The organism is Bacteroides sp. 214, from assembly GCF_010501015.1.
Lineage (GTDB): Bacteria > Bacteroidota > Bacteroidia > Bacteroidales > Bacteroidaceae > Bacteroides.
In genome coordinates this window covers 20,698-43,833 of record NZ_QVML01000019.1, presented here as the reverse complement: position 1 = coordinate 43,833, position 23,136 = coordinate 20,698, and the positions used below count along the sequence as shown (strand labels likewise).

The window sequence follows — 23,136 nt, the reverse complement described above, 5'->3', positions numbered from 1 at the left end:
AATAAGATTATGAAATTACATAAATTATATACCTTAATACTATGTGCCATCATCCCGGCATGTATAATATCATGCAGTGACGATGCGAACGACTGGCCGGTAGACCCCAGTTACGACGCGCCCTTCCGTTCTACGGGATTTGAGGCAAAAACAGGTTCGGCTACTTCTATTTATATCACATACAAAGGAGTACTCGATGCCAGTAAATATGTATTTGAATTTAGCGAGGGCGACAGTTTGTTGTTCAACAATATTGTTCGCACAGTAGATATTCTGGCAGATACATTGACTGTTTATAGTGACAATAAAGCACCTACAAAGAGAGAATACCGCACCCTGTTTGAAGACCTCAAAGGGACTACCCGTTATTCTGTTCGTATGAAGGCTATTGATAAGAGCAACCGCGAGACCGGATATGTTCAGTTATCTTTTGCTACGCCGGCAGAACAAGTAATGACATGGCATCGGTTTGGTATTAATGACGTTACTATACAATGGGATGCAAAAAGACCGATCAATAAGTTCCTGTATGGCATTGACAAAGGTGAAGAAAATGTTTATAAAACAAGGACATTGACTAGCGCCGAACAAGCTGCAGGTATTGCCACCTTAACAGGTTTGGAATCAGGGACCAGGTATAACATTTTACTGATGCTCGATGATCAAAACAGAGGTTCCCTCAAAGGGGTAACATTAGGTAAAGCAGGTAGCTCGCTAATTGAAGTAGAAGAAACTACCAATATAAATGAATTGCTGACAGCCCAAGTTGCACTAGGTAATAAGAATCTCACACTTTCATTCCCATTATTACCTAATGATGGTATCTATGAAATCGGTCAGATTAATATACCCGACGGTATTGAAAGTTTATACTTCGCTGGTTCTTCTACCGAAAAGGAATTACCGAAACTCTTCCTACATGCAGTAAGACTAAACGGAGTAGTAGAGGATATAACCTTCAGTAGTATTAACATCAATGCTCGTACAAACGCTACCGCATATTTCTTTAATGTGGACAATGCAGAGCGTTACTTCAAAAACGTAAGATTCCTGAGTTGTGAAATCAACAACATCTCACGTAGTTTGGTACGTTTAAGTGCTGCTATCGATGTAAACGAAGTTATCATTGATGATTGTATCATATTTAATGTGGCAGTAAGCGGATATGGTTTCTACAATACCGGTAACAAGAACATGAGCTTGAAGAAGTTCTCCATCACTAATACAACCATGAGAGAAATTGGCGACCAGGTAGGTGATATCCAGGGAGTTCACGATATGTTTATCATGGATCATGTTACTTTCTGTAACTATACCACTGGTTTGCCTAAGTTCATCAGATGGCGTAATGCTCCGGGGGGGTCGCAATTGACGAACAACATCATCACCGGAACAAACAACGATGCCGTGTTGAACTCCGTTTATGGAACTCAATACTACATGGACTTCACCAGTTGCTACAAAACTAATGAATGGACATGGGGTAATTATGAGTTCACCAACATCACCGAGGTTGCTATGAGTGGCGAAGAGCTATTTGTAGACCCACGTGGTGGCGACTTCCACATTAAAGAAGGTGTTCGTTTTGCCGGAGCCAACAAGGTTGGTGACCCAAGATGGTGGGAATAATTAATAGATAGTTGTTTTAGGTAAAAAGTTTAGTTTTTAGTACATCCTCTCTCTACCCCTTCAAAGGAGGGCGCCATGCGGTTCGATTAATGGTTTGTCTCAACCGCATGGTGATCTACCCGGAAGTTTCCGTTGGTCATCCTCCTTCGGAGGGGTCAGAGAGAGGATTTTATTTACATTTCCTCTTAAATTAATTCATATGTCACAATCAGTAAAATTACTAACCTTGTGTGCGGCAATGCTATTTCTGTTCGCGTGCAAGAATCAGACCAGTCAACAGCCAACTTATCATGCCACCGTAGCACAAGACGGAAGCGGAGCATACACTACCGTTCAGTCGGCAATAGATGCCGCTCCCGATAGCCTAACCTCGCCATGGCGTATCTTTGTTAAAAACGGATCGTATCAAGAGCAGGTTATAGTTCCCGAACACAAACCTTTCATCCATTTGATTGGTCAAGACAAGGAAGAAACCATTATTCACTATGCCCTGAATGTAGGTGGAAAGCCTGCCGAAGATGAGACACCCGAAGGAAAGCGATTCTGGGAATACTCCGTGCACAACCCCGATGGCAAAGTCTATAAAATGGAAGGCAGTGTAGTAACTATTAATGCATCCGATTTCTACAGCGAAAACATTTCGTATATAAACGATTTCGGTAAAGAATTCCAATCGGGTCCGCAAGCGTTAGCCATGAAATCTTTAGGCGACCGCATCGCATTCTACAACTGCAAATTCATTTCATTTCAAGATACATGGATGACCACTCGCACTGACGAGCATCGTCATTATGCCAAAGATTGCTACATAGAAGGCGCTGTAGACTACATATACGCCAGCGGAGATGCTTTGTTTGAACACTGCACACTCTACAACGTACGTCGCGGATCGGTTATCGTGGCTCCTTGCCAAAAAGAAGATGCCAAATATGGCTACGTATTTCGCGATTGCTTTGTAGATGGCAACGAAGAAGCAGCCGATGGCAATATAAAACTCGGACGTCCTTGGCATCACTCACCCAAAGCGGTATTCATCAATACCACGATGCTTGTACCTATTGCGGAGGAGGGATGGACAAATATGGGAACAATTCCCGGACTATTTGCCGAGTATAACAGTCGCGATAAAGAAGGCAATATATTGGATTTGAGCCAACGCAAAACAGAATACCAAGGAAGAGACAAAGGGAAAGAGTTCGGCACATCACGCGCCACCATTACGAAAGAAGAGGCAGAGAACTACACATACGAGCATATTATTAAAGCAACCGATGGTTGGGATCCTCGTAGGTTTATGCCATGAAGTCGCACAAATTTATACAAACTGTCTTTTTGTAGATATGGTTGACTCTTTAAGGAGTCAACTAATGAAAGAAAAGAAGTCCAATGATGCTCACGCTTTTCATTTGCAAATTCGTGAGATTTATCGTCTTCATGTAATGGAAGGCGTTTGTGTCTCTGATTTAGTCCGAAAAATAGGTCTAAGTCGTTCTAGTATTTACCGTGCAATCAGTACCTTTGAGGTTAGTAATCCTTTAGAGTCCTCAATGATGAAGAAGCACAGTAAAGACATTAAGCCCGAAGACTATCAAAAGCTTCTGGATGAAATTTCTTCTTTGAAGAAAAAGCTTTCAGAGGAGCGCTTACGTGCTGATTTTTACCAAGAGATGGTCTCCTTTGGCAAGGACGTTTATGGTATCGACTTAAAAAAAGTTGGCACCAAGTAGCTTGTAGGCTTCACAATAGGGACAATAAGCTTTATGGCATTGTCCCTATGTGTCGTCTACTTGGTGTAAGCAAACAAGCCTACTACAAGCATGTAGATACATTGATGTCAAAGCTCTCTTTGGAAGCTTTTGTTATTGAATTTGTCAAATCCGTCCGTCATAAAGATCCCGGCATTGGTGGTAATAAGCTCTGGCTGATGTACCGTAACCGGTTCGGTCCTGAAAATAGCGTAGGCTACAATCGTTTTTATGACATTCTGGAGCGTTATAAGCTAAAAGTACGCAAGCGCAAACGGCGTGTTGTAACCACTGATTCCAGGCATGGTCTACCTACTTACCCCAACCTTGTCAAGGACTTGATCCCGGATCATCCTTGCCAGTTGATGGTTAGTGATATAACCTATATGCTCCTGAGAATACGTCCTTCAACGAACGAATATGTATTTTGTTACCTCTCCTTAGTTACGGACTATTACACCAAAGAAATCATCGGATATAGTGTAGCCGAAACACTGGAGGCCAAATATACCCGGGAGGCATTGGAAATGGCTATCAGCCATTATGGTGGCAAAGATCTTTCAGGTCTTATCCATCACTCCGACCGTGGGGTGCAATATGCCAGTTATGACTATACGGCCCGCTTGAAAGATTGTAAAATCCGCATAAGCATGACAGAGTGTGGTAATCCCAAGGATAATGCAGTAGCCGAGCGTGTGAACAACACAATCAAGAACGAGTTGCTTAAGGAGATGGAGTTTTATCGAATCTCAGATCTAAAGGCTGCCCTGAAAGCAGCTGTGGAATTCTATAATAACGAACGCCCGCACTGGAGTTTGGATGGAATGACGCCCTTACAGGCAGCCCTGGGTGAGGGAGAACTCAAGAAAAGATGGATCAGTTATCGTGAGAGAGCCATCAAGAGGAAGCAGGAGCCGGGATTAATAGCTTAAAGTCAGACGGTAATTTTGCCGCTCGTCGGGACGGGTGGTCCCGCCCCTTGCCGCTAGGGCGCTCCCCGACCGATGAGTATTCTTGCTAAAGAAAATAATGCTGCACACAGTTGATTGAACACCCCGGAAAGCTTTTTGGAGAATTTACACCTCCAGAAGGATAACAAGCCTCTACGGCGTTTTTTATAATTTGTTTGGAGCAAATGGTTTTCTTGATTATTTTTGTGAACTAACTAATCATCAGGGGAAACCGAATTCATCAATAAGCAATGAAAAAGGTCAACCCTATTTATAACTAAGTATAAACCGAGTCAACCAACTCTATTAATAAGACTGAAAGTAGTCAACTAAAAACGTTAACATACAAACTTTTCCTCGAATTTCCAAATACTAAGCTAATTCTCACCACGTTGAGAACAAATACTCGCCTTGTTGAGAACGAATACTCGCCATGTTGAGAATAAATTCTCAACATGGTAATAACAAATGAGAAAAACAGTTTTTGACTCTCACTTAAATTAGTCGTATTTTTGGTTGGGAAACAAAACCACAGCGAAATTAATTCTGCCATAGCCTGACCGGTCACGAGCCATAAGCTGACGAACCATCCGCCTATGGCTGACGGGTCATGAGCCTATGGTTGACGGGTCATGAGCCATAGGCTGACAATCAATGAAACTATGGCTGACAACACACACTTTTAAGCAATCTCTTTTTCTGACTGGTTTTTGCTTCACTTCTGACTGGTTTTCACCTCGTTTCTGACTGTTTTCTTGGTACAAAAACAGTCGAAAATTGCCTGTGAAGATCCTGTGAAGGATAAAACAAGGGGTCTTCACACGTAACTTACTCACCACCATAACCTTACAGCGATATGTGAATGTGAAGGCCTATTTCGTAAAACGGCATTTGGAGGGTATATAAAGCTATTGGGTTAAAAAAATCGCCCGGACAGAAGCCCGGGCGATACACTATATTAATAAAAAACAAATAACGTTTATTATTTCTTTGGCGTATTGGCAAGTGTTGCCGTAAGGAAATCATAGAATTTCGTTACGGTAGGAATCAACACTCTCTCGTCTGGTGAGTGTGGCGAGCGCAAAGTTGGTCCGAACGAAATCATATCCAGTCCCGGTTGATTAGCACCAATGATACCACATTCTAATCCGGCATGAATTACTTTTATGGCAGGCTCTGTACCAAACTGTTGGGTATATGCCTCCTTCATTGCTGCTAAAATAGGAGAATCCACATTGGGTTGCCATCCCGAATAAGCTCCGCTGAACTCCACTTTCATTCCCGCCATGAGGAATACAGTTTCGAGGCTTTTAGCAAGGTAATCCTTCATACTGTCGCTACTACTACGAGCCAAGATTCGAATGGCTGCATCGCCACCTTCTATAGTAATAATTGCAAGATTAGATGAAGTTTCTACTGTATCGGGCACAGTAGGAATCATGCGGCACACACCATTCTGACATCCGTATATGGCGCAAAGCAATGCGTCTTGTACCTCTTCGGGAACCATCAACGCAGGCATATCTACTGGTTCGGCAGTTAGTGTGATGGGTGTTTCAACGGCATTGTACTCTTCGTTGAAAGTTTCGCCCATTTCTTTAATCATTTCAAGGAATGACTCCTTGTTCTCTTCGGGCAAACAAAGAGTGATATCGCCTTCGCGAGGAATAGCGTTGCGCATATTTCCACAGTTCCAAGAAGCTAAGCGAGCTTCTTCTTCAACTACAGCTTCGTAAGCCACACGAGCCAGCAATTTATTGGCATTGGCTCGTCCTTCGTTTATTTCCAAACCCGAGTGACCACCTCTTAGTCCTTTTACAGTAACCTTAAAAGCAACGTCTCCCTCTTCGGGTGCAACTTCTTTGTATTGAAGGGTAGCGGTTATATCTATTCCACCTGCACAGCCAATGTATAGTTCACCTTCATCTTCCGAGTCGAGATTTAATAATATATCACCGGTAATAGTTCCGGGTTTCAAGCCAAAAGCTCCTACCATACCGGTTTCTTCATCGGTGGTGATAAGTGCTTCGATAGGACCGTGCTTAAGTGTATTATCTTCAAGCACTGCCATGATAGCAGCTACACCCAATCCGTTATCAGCTCCGAGCGTAGTACCTTTTGCACGTACCCAATCTCCGTCAATATATGTTTGAATAGGATCTTTCTTAAAGTCAAACTCCACATCGTTGTTCTTTTGTGGAACCATATCCATGTGTGCCTGCAATACTACACCTCTGCGATCTTCCATGCCAGCAGAAGCAGGCTTACGAATAATTACGTTGCCAATTTCATCTACAAATGATTCGAGTCCAAGATCTTTACCGAATCGAATAAGAAATGCTGTAACAGGTTCCATGTGTCCGGATGGACGAGGGATTTGAGTTAGCGAGTAGAAATGTCCCCACACTTTCTGAGGTTCTAACGTTTGAATTGATTTCATAGACTTTATTTTTTATTTATAATAGGTAATGCTATTGTAGCATAGATACCCAACAAAATTACTAAAAATGTTTGTATACCATGCACTATTAATGCAAATATTCCGGCATCGGTAGCGTCTACGCCATAGAGCATCATCATGGAGATAATAGCAAAATGCCACGGCCCGGCTCCATTGGGAGTAGGTACAACAACAGCAATACTACCTCCTACAAAGAGTACCAATCCCGCCATAACGCCCAAATGAGCACTGAAGCCAAAGCTATAAAACGTGAGATAGAATTGCAAGAAATAGAAGAGCCAAATGAGGAATGTATAAAAAGCAAATAAGAACTTATTTTTCACTTTCTTCAACGAGACAATCCCTTCCCACACGTTTAGCGCAATACCTTTTACTTTCTCAAAGAACGAAAGCGCGCGAAGCAGGTAGTAAATAAGCACTCCCACACCAATGGTACACACCAATACAATATAGAATTGCATGGATGTAAAGATGCTCAGCAGCGAAGTAAAATTGGTACCTGTTTCATCGAAGAATTTCTCGAACACTGACATTTGACTCAGCAATGCCACAATGGTTATAACCCCTACACAAAAAGAGTCTATCAACCGTTCGGTAACGACTGTGCCCAATGATTTAGAGAAAGGTACCGCATCATATTTTGATAGAACTCCGCAACGGGAAATTTCTCCTACACGAGGTAAGAGTAAGTTGGTAAAGTAAGAAAAGAAAATAGAGTTAACGCAGTTCGTTGTTTTAGGATAAGCATCGAGTGGAGCCAATGCCAGTTTCCAGCGCCAACCACGTAATACATGGCTAAACACACCAAACACCAAAGAAAGCAATAACCACCACCAGTTCATTTCATGAAATAGCACTTTGCCTGCCTTTGAAAAATCAAAATCCCGATAGAGCCAAATCAGTATACAAACCCCTAAAAGCAACGGAAGAATTATCTTAAAAGTGTTTTTAACCAGTTTCTTCATCATTCGTTTAATAATCTTCGGCAAAAAAGTTACCTTTGCCAACTGCAAACATAAGGAAAATTAACGGAATTCAGAAATGAGAACAGTAAAACCCAAGAAGTTTTTAGGACAACACTTCCTAAAAGATATGCAGGTAGCCAGTAATATTGCCGATACGGTGGATGCCTGTCCGCAACTACCCATACTGGAGGTAGGGCCGGGCACGGGTGTGCTCACTCAGTTTCTTCTGAAGAAAGAACGCCCGTTGAAGGTGGTGGAGCTGGACTTTGAGTCGGTTGCTTATCTGCGCCAACATTTCCCAACATTAGAAGAGGATATTGTGGAGGATGATTTCCTCAAGATGCATCTCGACCGTCTATTCAAAGGAGAACAGTTTGTACTTACCGGTAACTATCCTTATAATATATCCAGCCAGATATTCTTCAGAATGCTGGACTACAAAGACTTTATACCTTGTTGCACCGGTATGATTCAAAAAGAGGTTGCCGAACGTATCGCATCCAAGCCGGGCAAGAAAGCATATGGAATTATTAGCGTGCTGATACAAGCATTTTACGATGTAGAATACCTATTTACCGTAGACGAACATGTATTCGACCCACCCCCAAAAGTAAAAAGTGCCATTATTCGTATGACACGGAATGATACACAAACATTGGCGTGCGACGAAAAACTGTTTAAGCAAGTGGTAAAGGCAACCTTTAACCAGCGTCGTAAAACCTTGCGCAACTCTATTAAGTCCATATTAGGAAAGGATTGTGCGCTGACGCAAGAAGAGATATTTAACAAACGCCCCGAACAACTCTCCGTGCAGGAGTTTGTAGAGCTAACCAATAAAGTAGAAAAGGAGCTTAGCCGATGATGGAAGATGTATTCATCGATAAAATAAAACAGCTCATTGAGCAAAAGGATGCCGAGCAAACCAAAAATTTGCTTCATGGACTGCACCCTGCCGATATAGCCGAATTAATTGATGAGCTAAGTCTTGACGAAGCGCGTTTCATCTATCTGCAATTGGATAATGAAACAGCTGCCGACGCACTGGTGGAGATGGACGAAGACAAGCGGAAAGAGTTTCTTGACCTGCTACCTTCCGAAACTATAGCCAAGCGATTCCTCGATTACATGGACACCGACGATGCTGTGGAACTTATCCGCGACTTCGACGAAGACAAGCAGGAGGAAATCCTTTCTCACATTGAAGACATTGAGCAAGCAGGCGATATCGTAGACCTCTTGAAGTACGACGAAAACACTGCGGGTGGACACATGGGTACGGAAATGGTGGTCGTAAATGAAAACTGGAGTATGCCCGAATGTTTGAAAGAGATGAGGCAGCAAGGCGAAGAATTGGACGAGATATATTACGTATATGTTATCGACGATGATGAGCGCCTGCGTGGTATCTTCCCGCTAAAGAAGATGATAACCTCGCCCTCTGTTTCTAAGGTAAAACATGTCATGGAGAGCGACCCTATCTCAGTACGAGTAGACACCCCCATCGAAGATGTGGTACAAGACTTTGAGAAGTACGACATTGCTGCAATTCCTGTTGTCGATAGCATCGGAAGACTGGTTGGTCAAATCACCTTCGACGACGTTATGGAAGAAGCGCGCGAGCAATCGGAACGCGATTATCAATTAGCGTCGGGTCTTTCTAAAGATGTAGAATCGGACGATAGTGTACTTCGGCAAACCTCCGCGCGTTTGCCTTGGTTATTAATAGGAATGATTGGCGGAATAGGCAACTCCATGATACTTGGGAATTTTGACACCACCTTTGCTGCTCACCCCGAAATGGCACTCTATATTCCGCTTATAGGAGGAACCGGAGGAAATGTAGGAACGCAGTCATCGGCAATTGTGGTGCAAGGATTGGCAAATAACTCTATCGCCTCTAAAGATATGTACAAACAAGTAGGCAAGGAACTCGTAGTGGCACTTATCAATGCAACTATTATTTCATTGCTGGTCTATATCTATAATTTCGTTCGCTACGGTGCGGCAGCTACGGTAACTTATTCAGTCTCCATCAGCCTGTTTGCTGTAGTGATGTTTGCTTCTCTTTTCGGTACATTTGTTCCTATGACATTAGAGCGATTCAAAATAGATCCCGCCATCGCCACTGGCCCGTTTATCGCTATCACAAACGATATCATCGGCATGATGCTTTATATGGGAATTACTGTTTTATTGTCATAAAGCGAAGAAAAAAGAAAAAAATACGTGCAAATTCTATGAAGTGAAACTTTTATTTCATTAATTTGTGAGAAATTGTGGTTGTAGAGTTTCCCTAACCACCTAAATAAGAATGAATGATGAACTCCCATGACACTAATAATTCTATCGGACAAGGAGAATTAGAAGAAAATAAAGTGGTGGCAGAAGCTGCTCCGATTCCTGAACAAGAAGTAATTCCAACAACAGAATCAACAGAACAGGCTTCTGTTGAAACAACAGCAGCACCCGTAACAGCCGAACTACCTCAGATCGAAGAGCCTGTCAAATCCGCAATCGTTGAAGAAACGCAAGCTGAAGAGGCAAAAGCTATTGAAGAGGTACAACCCGAAGAGAAAGAGGTAAAAGAGCCGGTTAAGCCAACCAAAGAAAGCATTTTGGCAGAACTAAAAACATTGGCAGAAGATGCTGAAAACGTAACCAAACATGCTATCGACACACTAAAACAATCTTTCTACAAAATACATAATTCCCAGTTTGAAGCTGCAAAGAAAGCTTTCTTGGAAGGTGGTGGCGAAGAAGTAGACTTTTTCCCTCCGGTAGATGAACTGGAACAAGAATTCAAGCAAGTTTTAGGAGGCATCAAAGAAAAGAGAAATCAACTTGCAGCCCAACTTGAAAAGCAGAAAGAAGAAAATTTGCTTATCAAACAACGCATCATTGAACAACTGAGAACATTGGTAGAGTCACCCGAAGATACCAGTAAATCATATAACGAGTTTAAGAAGTTGCAACAGCAATGGAAAGAGATAAAACTCGTTCCACAAGGGAAGATAAACGAATTGTGGAAGAATTATCAACTCTATGTAGAGAAGTTCTACGATATATTGAAACTGAACAACGAGTTTAGAGATTACGACTTCAAGAAGAACTTAGAAATAAAGAACCGCTTGTGCGAATCTGCCGAAAAACTAGCAGAGGTAGCCGACCCAATTTCAGCGTTCTATCAGTTGCAGAAACTACACCAAGAATATCGCGAAACAGGCCCTGTAGCCAAAGACCTTCGTGATGAAGTGTGGAATCGTTTCAAAGAAGCATCAGCAGTGGTGAACAAACGCCACCAAGATCACTTCGAAGGCATCAAAGAGACAGAACAACTCAACCTTGATCAAAAGACGGTTATTTGCGAAATAGTAGAAGCCATAGATTATACAGAGTTGAAAACCATTAACGACTGGGAAGCCAAGACCAAAGAAGTAATTGCATTGCAAGCCAAATGGAAAACGATAGGCTTTGCACCAATGAAAATAAACCTAAAAGTTTTTGAACGCTTCCGCGGTGCCTGTGATGAATTCTTCAAGAAAAAAGGCGAATTCTTCCAAACGATTAAAGGTAGCATGAGCGAGAATTTGGAGAAGAAAAAAGCTTTGTGCGAACAAGCAGAAGCTTTGAAGGATAGCACAGACTGGAAAGTGGCATCCGACAAATTTATCCAAATACAAAAAGAATGGAGGGAGATTGGTTTAACGCCTCGCAAACAATCTAAAGCTATTTGGGAACGTTTCATTGCTGCTTGCGACTATTTCTTTGACCAAAAGAACAAAGCAACTTCTTCGCAACGTAGCGGAGAGGTGGAGAACTTAAAAAAGAAACGTTCTATCATCGAACAGCTCGAAGCGATAGATGAAACCATGGATAGTGCTGAAGCCGATGAATTGGTACGCGAACTAATGAACGAATGGAATACTATCGGGCATGTGCCGTTCAGAGATAAGGATAAAATCTATAAGCGCTATCGTGCTGCGGTAGATAAGATATTCGCCATGCTCAATCTTAACCATTCAAAACGCAAACTGAGCAACTTCAAAGAAAACATCAGTGCGAGCAAAGGGCAACAAAGCGTATACAAAGAGCGCGAAAAGTTGGTACGTCAATACGAGAACTTGAAAAGTGAGTTGCAAACTTATGAAAATAACATTGGTTTCCTTACTGCTTCATCTAAAAAAGGCAACAACCTTCTAACTGAAATAAGCCGCAAGGTAGATAAGTTAAAGGGAGAGATAGAACTGGTTGCGCAGAAGATTAAAGTAATTGATGAATCTATGCGGGAAGAAAAAGAAGCGTAAAGCAGCATCCCTATATATCTAAAAAAATAAGCCCGGCTTGTGTTACACAAACCGGGCTTATTTTTGTTGGGCTACCAGGATTCGAACCTGGAAAGTCAGGACCAGAATCTGAAGTGTTACCATTACACCATAGCCCAAACTGAAATCTGCCGCAAATATACAACTATTGAAAATTACACCTATCTTAAATTGCGTTAAATAATCTATCTAAAAAAAGCAAAAAAAGAAGAGTTTTCGGTAACTCCATAACAAGATGCAACAAATTCAATGTATATTTGCCAGTTGATTCCTTAATTTTCAGGAACAAAGAGAAAAGGAGTCTTGTTATTAGAAATAAAAACAGTAAAACATCAAGAATATAGATGAACGAAAGTCAATTGTTACTAACGAAAATAGCCGAAGGTATTCAAGATAAAAAAGGAAAAGACATCGTTATAGCAGATCTCACACGAATAGGCGATACCATTTGTCAATACTTCGTTATCTGCCAAGGCAGTTCACCAAGCCAGATAGGTGCTATCGTAGACTCCATTAGGGAGGCAACACGCGAAGGTGCAAACATAAAGCCCATCGCTATTGAGGGGTTGCGAAATGCAGAGTGGGTGGCGATGGATTATGCCGATGTAATGGTACACATCTTCCTGCCCGAAGTTCGTACATTCTATAATCTAGAAACGCTTTGGGCAGATGCCCAATTAACTAACATCCCAGACATTGATTAATATGGAAAATAATAATAACAACAATAGCGGAAAGAAACCCGGTAAAACCAACATACCCAAATTCAACCTGAATTGGATGTATATGATTATCGCGGTTATGTTGGTAGGCTTACTACTTACTAACGAAGGTAGCTCCAGTAATAAAGAAGTGTCGTATGACGAATTTCAAGGTTTCGTTCAAAAAGGATATGTAAGCAAGGTAACTGGCTACGATGATAGCTCAGTAGAGGCATCTATCAAACCGCAGCATGTGAAAGAAGTATTCAAGGAAGAGGTTTCTAAAGTTGGGAAAAACCCCTTGGTACTAACCGAGGCACCCTCGCGCGAGAGTTTGGCAAATTTCTTGGAAAAGGAACGACAAGAAGGTCACTTCGATGGTAATGTAAAGTACGACAAGAAGAAAGAACTCTTTATGCTTATCTTCTGGCAATCACTCCCATTCCTACTCATCATCGGCTTATGGATTTTCTTCTTCCGCCGTATGAGTGCCGGAGGCGGTGCAGGCGGTGGCGTATTCAATGTAGGAAAATCGAGAGCACAACTTTTTGAAAAGGGCGGGACTTCTATTAAAATCACCTTTAAGGATGTGGCTGGGCTGGCAGAAGCAAAACAAGAAGTAGAAGAAATTGTTGAGTTCTTGAAAGAACCACACAAATATACTGATTTGGGAGGCAAAATACCTAAAGGCGCATTACTTGTAGGTCCTCCAGGAACCGGTAAGACATTGCTGGCGAAAGCTGTGGCAGGTGAAGCAAACGTACCATTTTTCTCGTTGGCAGGGTCAGACTTTGTAGAAATGTTTGTAGGTGTAGGAGCTTCTCGTGTACGTGACCTCTTTAAGCAAGCTAAAGAAAAAGCTCCTTGTATCGTGTTTATTGACGAAATTGACGCAGTGGGTCGCGCCCGAGGTAAGAATCCAAGCATGGGTGGAAACGATGAACGCGAAAATACACTCAACCAATTATTGACCGAAATGGATGGGTTTGGTTCTAATAGTGGTGTCATCATCCTAGCAGCAACAAATCGTGTAGATGTTCTTGATAAAGCTTTGCTGCGTGCCGGTCGCTTTGACAGGCAGATACATGTAGATCTGCCCGATCTTAACGAGCGTAAAGAAGTATTCGGTGTGCATTTGCGTCCCATTAAAATAGATGATAGTGTGGATGTAGACCTATTAGCACGCCAAACACCTGGTTTTTCGGGAGCCGACATAGCCAATGTATGCAACGAGGCTGCACTTATCGCTGCCCGTCATGGCAAAAAGTTTGTTGGTAAACAAGACTTTCTTGATGCGGTAGACCGTATCATCGGAGGACTAGAAAAGAAGACCAAAATAACCACCGAGGCCGAAAGACGCGCTATAGCTGCGCACGAAGCAGGACATGCAGGACTTTCATGGCTACTCGAACATGCCAATCCACTTATTAAGGTAACCATTGTTCCCCGCGGTCGCGCTCTTGGTGCAGCATGGTATCTTCCTGAAGAGCGACAGATAACTACCCGTGAACAAATGTTGGACGAAATGTGTGCTACATTAGGTGGTAGAGCTGCCGAAGACCTCTTTCTTGGACGTATTTCCACCGGTGCCATGAACGATTTGGAACGTGTTACAAAGCAAGCATTTGGCATGACAGCCTACCTCGGTATGAGCGAAAAACTGCCAAACTTATGCTACTACAATAACGACGAATATTCTTTCAACAAGCCTTATAGTGAGAAAACAGCTGAACTTATTGACGAAGAAGTAAATCGTATCGTCAACGAACAATATGCCCGTGCAAAGGATATTTTGTTAAAACACAAAGAACAGCACAATACGCTCACTGAGCTGCTCATTGAAAAGGAAGTAATCTTTGCCGAAGATGTAGAGAAGATATTCGGTAAACGTCCGTGGGCTTCGCGTTCGGAAGAGATTATGGAGAACGAAAAACAACAAAAAGAGGCAGAAGCGAAAGCTGCTGCTATAAAAGCAGAAGAAAACTAATACAATCGCACCTTGAAAAATAACTTTATACAGCGAGCGATAACGGGTGTTTTGTTTGTCATCATATTGATAGGCGGAATGATATCCCACCCTTTATCGTTCGTTGTCCTTTTTGCAACAATCAGCGCATTGGCTGTATGGGAATTTGGTTCATTAGTAAATTCCGAAACTGTAAGTATCAATAAGTTTATCAATGCCAGTGGTGCTGTTGTATTGTTTCTAGCTATCCACACTTTCTGCCGTAACCTGATAGGCTCCGAGGTGTTTATTCCCTACATCTTCATATTGCTCTACCTTCTTATCAGTGAACTATACCTCAAAAAGTCGCATCCGCTCAATAATTGGGCATACTCCATGCTGGCTCAACTCTACGTGGCACTACCTTTTGCATTGGTCAATATATTAGCGTTTCACTACAACCCCGCAACAGAAGTGGTTGAGTTCAATAACATCCTGCCACTATCCGTCTTTATCTTTCTGTGGTTAAGTGATACCGGTGCTTACTGTTTCGGTTCACTACTTGGCAAACACCGGTTATTTGAGCGCATCTCGCCTAAGAAGTCATGGGAAGGTTTCTTCGGTGGTGCTTTAGTAGCCGTTGGAGCTTCGTTTGTCTTAGCGCACTATTTTTCGTTCCTAATGCTTTGGCAGTGGATAGGACTGGCATTAGTGGTGGTGATATTCGGCACATGGGGCGACTTGGTGGAATCCATGCTCAAACGTCAGCTTGGCGTAAAAGATTCGGGCACCCTCCTACCCGGTCATGGTGGTATACTCGACCGCTTTGATAGTTCAATGCTTGCTATCCCCGCAGCGGTAGTTTATCTGTTCTGCGTGTCGCTGTAAATCTGTGTAAATATCAACCCAAGCTGCTATTCTATTTCCATTCCTTTTATTGAGCAATTCTTCAACTCAAACACAACATCCCCTCCCGAAGTGCTCCATGGGAAGAAACGAATATGCAGTTGTTTTCCTGGGTTAAGTGTTGTATTTATCGGAAACACCAAATTGCCGCTTTGTGTTCCTTCGCCAATATCTGTACGAGGATAAAAATCCTTTCCAAATGCATAAGCAATGCGATAACTCACTTTGCCAACAAGAGTCAGTGAAAGTTCTTGTACAACCAACGTCTTCTCGTGGTTTGTCACAACCAACTCTACGTAGCGATTTCCGTCTTCATCAATTTCGGCTACCCACGTGCCCGTTTCCAGTGTGATACCACCATCGATTTTTACTAAGCCGCGCATCGCTACGCGATTTTTTGTAAGTTCCACATCCTTCTTCTGAGAGATGGTTTTACAAATCGCCTGTATAGGGAGCAAACGTATCTGATCTCCATAACTTATGCGAATAGCAGTATCTACAACTTCATCTTTGACCGGTGTAAAATGTAGGTAGCAACATTGGTTCCAAAGTTTACCATTGCTATAAGGCAACTCCAGAACTGTTTTATGTTCACCTTTTGGACTATCCGAAAGAAACATACCCACAGGTGCTTGGAGGCGAAGGATCCCGTTTTCGGGCGATAGTTTTAAGGCAGTAAGATCAAAACAGATGGTAGCATCATCATTTACATATACCGTCTGAAAATTCAGCGAGGTAGGATTTAGTACAATAGCAGGGTCAAGAATATACTTGGCAAGGATACCTTGTCGCTTCAAGTCATCAGCTACAAGTTTGGCATAAATTGCGGCACCAGTGGCCTGAGTATGTGTACCATCGGTGGGCACATAGATCTGTTTAATTGTATTTTCCGCACCCAGTTCTTCTACGTAAGCCTTAGTAAGTGCAGTAATATCTACCATTGCTACCTTCTTCTCGCGTGCTATATGCTTCATTACACGTACGTAATTAAGAGTAGAGTCATCAGGAGCGATGCCTATATCATGGCAGCCTTTAGGTGATATTTTTCCATCCGCATCGAAATAACGACGAATGATAGGGGTAATAAGTATCGGATATCCACCTAATTGACGAGTTTCGTCCACATACAATTCGATAAAACGTTTATAAGTAGTCCATGGCTCGGTTCCTCGAAAGTCGGCGCCATCCTTTCCACCAGCATGCTCGTCGTTGTGAGCGAATTGAATGAACACATAATCACCCGGTTTAAGATTTTCTTTTACCATATCCCAACGCCCTTCATGATGAAACGAGCGGGAGCTTCGTCCACCACGGGCATAGTTCATGACTTGCACCTCAGGCGAAAAGAACTCTTGTAGCATTTCGCCCCATCCACGGGTGCGAGTTGTATTCTCCATATAATCTGCCATAGTGGAATCTCCAATGGTATGAACCCTCAAAACTTGTGCATGGCAACCAGATAAAATAAAAAATGCCACGAATGTAAATAGTAATTTCTTCATGTTATTTGTATTTATGTTTATGCTTCCAACAAAAATAAACCTTTCTTATATAACTAACAATAGGGTGGATAAATAGTGTACGTATTCGGTTAAAAAGTGAAACAATATTCTAGGCAAAAGGGGTAGTTTTACCATTATTCGACTGGGAATCATATTAACCATTAACATAAAACACTATTAAGTAAATGAAAGCAATCGGTAAATTAGTTATCACGTTGGTGATTTTAACAAGTTGGGTAACAGCCGGAGCCCAACGCACACCTTATAAAATATGGTATGACGCCCCGGCAGAATACTGGGAAGAAGCATTGCCTATTGGTAATGGACGTATTGGTGGAATGGTATTTGGGAACCCTGTTAATGAGCGTATTCAACTCAATGAAGAGACCGTGTGGGCAGGATCTCCATATCAAAACCATAATAAAGACACCTATGCCGCGCTACCAGAATTAAGACGGTTGATTTTCGAAGGTTATTATGCCGAAGCACAAGAGTTGGCAGGAAAAAAAATGATGTCCCAGGTAGGGAATGAAATGCCCTATCAAACTGTGGGAAGCCTCAACATTCACTTTCCACAACACGAGGGATATAGCGATTATTATCGCGATTTGGATATAGACAATGCCATCTCTACTACACGTTATAAAGTAAACGGTGTGGAATATCAACAAGAGGCTTTTGCTTCACTAACCGATCAGTTGGTTGTAGTACGAATAACCGCTTCGTCTTCCAATGCCATTAGTTGCGATTTATCGTTCAACACTCCTATGCGCGACCCCAAGCGAAGCAGTAGCGCACGCAATAAACTACGCTTGGAAGGAATGTCGCACGACTCTAAATTCTTTCCGGGCAAGGTACACTACTGCGCCGATTTACAAGTGAGCAACAGTGGCGGACAAATTACGGCTGCCAGCGACACTCTACTACAAGTAAGAAACGCCAATACGCTAACACTGTACATATCGATGGCAACCAATTTTGTAAACTACAAAGAAATCTCCGCCAACCCATACAAGCGCAACAACGAATATTTAAAGAACGCTTCCAAAAACTATGTGAAAGCCAAAGCAGCACACATAGCCGCTTATAAAAAACTATACGACCGAGTTGAGTTGAACCTTGGCGAAACTCCACAACTGCAAAAGCCAATGGATGTACGTATTAAAGAGTTTGCTACTTCGTACGACCCGCATCTGGTGGCACTTTACTTTCAGTTTGGTCGTTATTTGTTAATCTCCTGCTCACAACCGGGCGGACAGCCTGCCAACTTGCAAGGAATATGGAACGCACGCACTAACCCACCCTGGAATGGGAACTATACGACCAACATCAACGCCGAAATGAACTACTGGCCGGCAGAATTGACCAACTTAGTCGAGACACACGAACCTTTTCTTAAGATGGTAGAAGAAATGGCGGAAAGCGGACGGGCTGCAGCAAGCGAGATGTATGGATGTCGTGGTTGGGTGATGCATCACAACAGTGACCTTTGGCGCATGGCAGGTGCAGTAGACTATGCGTATTGTGGCGTGTGGCCTACCTCTAATGCCTGGCTCTGCCAACACCTATGGGAACATTATCTTTACTCGGGCGACGTAGCATTTCTGGCAAAGGCATACCCTATTATGAAAAGCGCTTCGGAGTTTTTTGTAGACTTCCTCGTAGAAGATCCCAATACCGGCTATTTGGTGGTAACCCCCTCCAATTCGCCCGAGAATGCACCACGCCAATGGAAAGGAAAAGCAAATTTATTTGCTGGTATTACCATGGATAACCAATTGGTAACCGACCTCTTTTCGAACACTACCAAAGCTGCTCAGCTATTAAACCTTGATGCTGCTTTCAGCGATACACTAACCACCATGCGACGCCGACTACCTCCCATGCAAGTAGGACAATACGGGCAACTGCAAGAATGGTTTATTGATTGGGATACCCCTAATGACCACCATCGTCACATCTCACACCTGTGGGGCCTATACCCCGGATATCAAATATCACCTTATCGTACTCCGATTCTTTTTGAAGGTGCCCGCAATACATTGATACAGCGTGGTGACCCTTCTACCGGCTGGTCTATGGGTTGGAAAGTTTGCTTCTGGGCACGAATGCTCGATGGTGACCACGCTTATATGTTAATTAAAAATCAGCTCACATACGTAAGCCCCGAAATACAGAAAGGACAAGGTGGTGGAACATACCCCAATCTGTTCGATGCACATCCACCTTTCCAGATTGACGGAAACTTCGGTTGCACAGCAGGCATCGCAGAGATGTTAATGCAAAGTCATGACGGCGCGGTGCATCTGTTACCCGCCCTGCCAAGCGAATGGAAAAACGGAAGCATCAAAGGGTTAAGAACTCGCGGAGGTTTCGAGATTGAGGAGATGAAATGGGCAAACGGCAAGTTGGTATCGGCACAAATTAAATCCACCATCGGTGGAAACTTGAGGCTACGCACGCACACACAATTGGCTAGTGTAAAAGAAGCTAAAGAAGAAAACAATAATGCTTTCTTTAACTACCAAGAGGTATTGCGACCGATGATTAGCGAACGCGCTCCACTAAAAGGTGTTGAGTTATTGCCCTACTATATGTATGATATAGCTACGCAACCGGGTGAAGTGATTGAGGTAGCGGTACAATAGCTAGAACATTTTGCACTTAACCCCATAAAAAAAATGAACTTACAAATGAATACGTTTGGGCTTTGTTTTGCTTCAAAATGAAGTCCGAAACGTATCTCTTCTCACTTCATTTTTTATGGGGTTAACGATAATTCTATTTTTCCCTGACTTTTGAAAGAGCTTATATGATATTTTTCTTAGTTTTGTATCTAGGTGAGTTATAGATTGCCTTGTATACTATGAGAGGTCGTATTACAATAATTTTATTCCTGTTTTTTTTTATTCTTATAGAAAAGCCATTTGCACAGCCCGAAATTAAGGTTGAGCATTACTCGAGAAAAGATGGTTTGCCAAGCAATGCTATTTCAGATATTTTATTAGACAGCCGCGGGTACATGTGGTTTTCCACATGGGAGGGGCTAAGCCGTTTTGATGGATTCGACTTTGTAAACTATAAAACCGGAGCTGACAGCAATATCCCATACCTTCATAACCGGATTTCCCGTATTCATGAAGATAAATCCGGTAATATATGGATGATGATGTATGATGGAAAGTTTTTCCGTTTAAACCGCAAAACAGATAAGTTTGAAAGTTTGATCGGTTCTTTTCCAAACAGTATAAATGCACGTATAGAAGGACCTCTATTTGCTTCAGATGGCACTGTTTGGGCTATTATACAAGACACGGGTGCTTTAGAGATAGAAACAGACTCATTATCCAACCGCATGGCGGTTCGCTTTCATCCTCTTGCAGATATAAAAATAAATCAATTGTACGAAGATTCTTTTTCAACTATCTGGGCTGCCACATCAGGAGGTGCCCGGGTGATGAAATCTGATATATTAGCTATAAAACAGCATGAAGAAAATGAAGAAGCATTAGTTACAACCCAGCTAGACAGCTGTATTTATTGGGGAACTGCCAATGGCAACCTCATAAAATACGACTATACCAATCGGTTATTAATTCAAAACACTATAAAGGCGGGCGAAAAGATTTTATCCATCACTTCCAACGATAAAGAATCCGCACTTTATATTGGTACGCAACAGTCAGGCTTATTTCGTTATAATGTTCATTCAGGAAGAATAAAGCAAATTATCCCCGAATTACTGAATGTAAACTATCTGTATACAGATAGTGAAGGGTTAATTTGGATGTATACCAATCAGCCGGGAGTTGGAATGTACAATCCTCAATCTAGTAAATACACTACCTTTAAACAGAAAGTTTCTATTCCGGAAGAATACAATCCGGCAGGAACCATTGACGAACATTCGGGAACTATCTGGGTACGCATGAACAAAGGAGGTTTTGGATATTATAATAGGGAAACGAATAAAATAGACTATTTCCATAATAACCCGGACATCCCCAATAGTTTGTCGAATGTAGTATCAGTAGCCGAGATCTCATCACCAGACATGGTCTGGATCTCTACTTACACACGCGGGGTGGACAAATTGTCTATTATCAACAAAAAAACAGAACGGGTGTTGCTAAAAAAAAGTGCTTCTTCAATGTTGGATAATGAAATTAGGGCGCTATTTCTTGACAAAGACAGTGTGTTGTGGATGAGTACTAAATCGGGAGTAATCTATGGCTTTGATAAGCAAATGAATGTAACACACCGTATTACACACGACGAGAAAGGCAATAATATTGGTCGGGTGTATGCAATCACACAAGATTATAATGGTGATTTGTGGTTAGGAACAAGAGGTAATGGCTTATTTAAGATGTCGAAGAACAAACAAGATGAGTTGCGATTTGAACATTATATACACAACCCAACCGACTCCTTTAGCATTAGCGCGAATGCTATTTTCAATATTCTGGTAGATTCAAAAGGACGTATATGGGTTGCCACGTATGGCGGAGGAGTCAATCTGGTTGAGCAAAAAAACGGGAAAATAAGTTTTTTATCTGCCAATAACTATTTCAAGGAATATAAAACCATGTCGTCACTTCATAAAGTTAGGACACTACTTGAGGATAAAGAAGGGCAAATTTGGGCAGGCACCACAGAAGGACTCATGTCTATCAGCTATGATGAAGCAAAGAAAGATATATGCAGCACCGTTTATCGAAAAGAAGAAAATTCAACGACATCACTTTCCGGCAACGATATTTTGTGTGGATATAAAGACAGTAACGGTAATCTTTGGTTTGGTACTATTGGTGGAGGGCTAAACAAATATGTTGGAAAATCTTCGTCTGGAAAAGCCAATTTCATCTCCTATATGGTAAAAGATCGTTTGCCCTCGAATGAAATAAGGAGTATAACCGAAGACCGTGACGCTAATCTTTGGTTTACTACCGAAAACAATATTTGTTCCTTTAATCCAACAACAGGTATATTCTCGAAACTCTCTGTGTTAGAAGGTGTTGACAACACAATGTTCTCCGAGAGCGCTGCTGCCGTTACCAGCAATGGCAACATAGTCTTTGGCACTATCAATGGTTATTATCTCATTGATAAGCAGAAACTATCTGGCACGGGTAATAGCGGATTTAAGCTGCAAATCACCGACTTTCAGATAAACGAAGAAAACACTTCTCCCCGTTTGAATGCCAGTTTCGAAGAGTATATACCCGAATCTGGTTTTGTAACCCTGCCAAACAGACATGCTGTTTTTAGTATACGGTTTGCGTCATTAAATTATCCGCTTCAGCACCGCATTCATTATCAGTATATGTTAGAAGGTGTTGATGAAAGTTGGAAAGATGGAGATTTAGATAGAAAAGCAACTTATGTCAATGTACCTGCAGGAAACTATTTGTTTAAAATAAAAGCCTTTCTACCCGAGCGGCCGGATGTATACGAATTGAAGAGCCTTCAGATTGAAGTTCCTCTTTACTCCTGGGAGTCACAAAAGGCTTACGTTCTTTATATTTGTTTACTAATTCTGCTATGCGTCGGTTTTTGGGGGTTCCAATATCGCCGTCGCCGAAGAATGCTCAATCAATTGAGAGTACTTAAAATAGGTCCTTCCGAAATTGCATTTCGCGATGACGATGATTATAAGTTTATTTCCGCTTTGCTGGAGTGGCTCGAGAACAATTATACCAATCCGGATTTGCGGATAGAGGATATGGTAGCTTCTTCGGGATTGGGACGGACTACTTTTTACAACCGGTTAAAGGCATTGGTTCAAATGTCGCCCATTGAATTTGTTTCGGACTTCCGGATGAAGAAAGCTAAAATGTATATTGAGAAGACTAATAGTACTATTGCAGAAATCGCATATCGAACAGGATTCAGCGACCCTGTTTATTTTACAAGACTATTTAAGGCTAAATACAATGAAACGCCCAGTCAGTGCAGGAAGAAGTCCTCTTTAAACCAGATGGAAAGTCAGCCATAGTTTCATGACCCG

General features: G+C 42.1%; 14 protein-coding genes, 1 tRNA gene and 1 pseudogene. 12 read left to right on the top strand and 4 right to left on the bottom strand.

The features are described 5' to 3' along the window. The first annotated feature begins 9 nt into the window (after positions 1 to 9). The 4 genes and pseudogenes from D0T50_RS12100 to D0T50_RS12085 form a co-directional block, all read left to right on the top strand. Positions 10 to 1,629: a DUF5123 domain-containing protein gene (locus D0T50_RS12100; protein WP_163223787.1), complete on the top strand. Its 1,620-nt coding sequence runs from the start codon at positions 10 to 12 to the stop codon at positions 1,627 to 1,629. Between the two features lie 199 nt (positions 1,630 to 1,828). Beyond that, positions 1,829 to 2,932: a pectinesterase family protein gene (locus tag D0T50_RS12095; protein ID WP_370520910.1), complete on the top strand. Its 1,104-nt coding sequence runs from the start codon at positions 1,829 to 1,831 to the stop codon at positions 2,930 to 2,932. A gap of 64 nt (positions 2,933 to 2,996) precedes the next feature. Beyond that, positions 2,997 to 3,356 carry a hypothetical protein gene (locus D0T50_RS12090; protein ID WP_163223786.1) on the top strand — a complete coding sequence of 120 codons (360 nt, stop codon included), beginning with the start codon at positions 2,997 to 2,999 and terminating at the stop codon, positions 3,354 to 3,356. A gap of 17 nt (positions 3,357 to 3,373) precedes the next feature. Continuing rightward, positions 3,374 to 4,306: pseudogene (locus D0T50_RS12085) on the top strand (IS3 family transposase); the annotation flags it as partial. 1,000 nt (positions 4,307 to 5,306) lie between these two features. Here D0T50_RS12085 and D0T50_RS12080 read toward each other — a convergent pair. After that, positions 5,307 to 6,764, bottom strand: a complete 1,458-nt coding sequence (locus D0T50_RS12080) for an aminoacyl-histidine dipeptidase (RefSeq protein WP_163223785.1) — start codon at positions 6,762 to 6,764, stop codon at positions 5,307 to 5,309. A 5-nt stretch (positions 6,765 to 6,769) separates the two neighbouring features. Next, entirely contained in the window at positions 6,770 to 7,750 is a 981-nt protein-coding gene (locus tag D0T50_RS12075; RefSeq protein ID WP_163223843.1) for a lysylphosphatidylglycerol synthase transmembrane domain-containing protein, read from the bottom strand. A gap of 76 nt (positions 7,751 to 7,826) precedes the next feature. Here D0T50_RS12075 and rsmA point away from each other — a divergent pair, with 76 nt between their 5' ends. The 3 genes from rsmA (at position 7,827) to D0T50_RS12060 (ending at position 12,054) form a co-directional block, all read left to right on the top strand. Then, positions 7,827 to 8,612, top strand: a complete 786-nt coding sequence (rsmA, locus tag D0T50_RS12070; protein ID WP_163223784.1) for a 16S rRNA (adenine(1518)-N(6)/adenine(1519)-N(6))-dimethyltransferase RsmA — start codon at positions 7,827 to 7,829, stop codon at positions 8,610 to 8,612. Next, positions 8,612 to 9,952: a magnesium transporter gene (gene mgtE, locus D0T50_RS12065; protein ID WP_163223842.1), complete on the top strand. Its 1,341-nt coding sequence runs from the start codon at positions 8,612 to 8,614 to the stop codon at positions 9,950 to 9,952. The genes rsmA and mgtE overlap by 1 nt, the downstream gene beginning before the upstream one ends. A 113-nt stretch (positions 9,953 to 10,065) precedes the next feature. After that, on the top strand, positions 10,066 to 12,054 hold the full coding sequence (locus D0T50_RS12060; RefSeq protein WP_163223783.1) for a DUF349 domain-containing protein: 1,989 nt from the start codon (positions 10,066 to 10,068) through the stop codon (positions 12,052 to 12,054). Between the two features lie 66 nt (positions 12,055 to 12,120). On the opposite strand, the gene D0T50_RS12055 is transcribed toward D0T50_RS12060, so the two are convergent. After that, a tRNA-Gln gene (locus D0T50_RS12055) sits at positions 12,121 to 12,191 on the bottom strand. Positions 12,192 to 12,416: 225 nt separating this feature from the next. On the opposite strand from D0T50_RS12055, the gene rsfS reads away from it, so the two are divergent. From rsfS to D0T50_RS12040, 3 genes are read left to right on the top strand one after another with little or no spacing between them, the layout of a single operon-like run. Next, positions 12,417 to 12,776, top strand: a complete 360-nt coding sequence (rsfS, locus tag D0T50_RS12050) for a ribosome silencing factor (protein ID WP_163223782.1) — start codon at positions 12,417 to 12,419, stop codon at positions 12,774 to 12,776. A 1-nt stretch (position 12,777) separates the two neighbouring features. Then, positions 12,778 to 14,760 carry an ATP-dependent zinc metalloprotease FtsH gene (ftsH, locus tag D0T50_RS12045; protein WP_163223781.1) on the top strand — a complete coding sequence of 661 codons (1,983 nt, stop codon included), beginning with the start codon at positions 12,778 to 12,780 and terminating at the stop codon, positions 14,758 to 14,760. 12 nt (positions 14,761 to 14,772) lie between these two features. Then, entirely contained in the window at positions 14,773 to 15,606 is an 834-nt protein-coding gene (locus D0T50_RS12040) for a phosphatidate cytidylyltransferase (RefSeq protein ID WP_163223780.1), read from the top strand. Between the two features lie 26 nt (positions 15,607 to 15,632). On the opposite strand, the gene D0T50_RS12035 is transcribed toward D0T50_RS12040, so the two are convergent. Then, the gene (locus D0T50_RS12035) at positions 15,633 to 17,126 is read right to left on the bottom strand and encodes a rhamnogalacturonan acetylesterase (RefSeq protein ID WP_163223779.1); all 1,494 of its coding nucleotides are present in this window, start codon (positions 17,124 to 17,126) and stop codon (positions 15,633 to 15,635) included. Positions 17,127 to 17,311: 185 nt separating this feature from the next. Here D0T50_RS12035 and D0T50_RS12030 point away from each other — a divergent pair, with 185 nt between their 5' ends. Then, positions 17,312 to 19,774 (top strand): glycoside hydrolase N-terminal domain-containing protein, encoded by a 2,463-nt coding sequence (locus D0T50_RS12030; protein ID WP_163223778.1) that lies wholly within the window; start codon positions 17,312 to 17,314, stop codon positions 19,772 to 19,774. Positions 19,775 to 19,992: 218 nt separating this feature from the next. Beyond that, the gene (locus D0T50_RS12025) at positions 19,993 to 23,124 is read left to right on the top strand and encodes an AraC family transcriptional regulator (protein ID WP_163223777.1); all 3,132 of its coding nucleotides are present in this window, start codon (positions 19,993 to 19,995) and stop codon (positions 23,122 to 23,124) included. Positions 23,125 to 23,136: the final 12 nt, after the last annotated feature.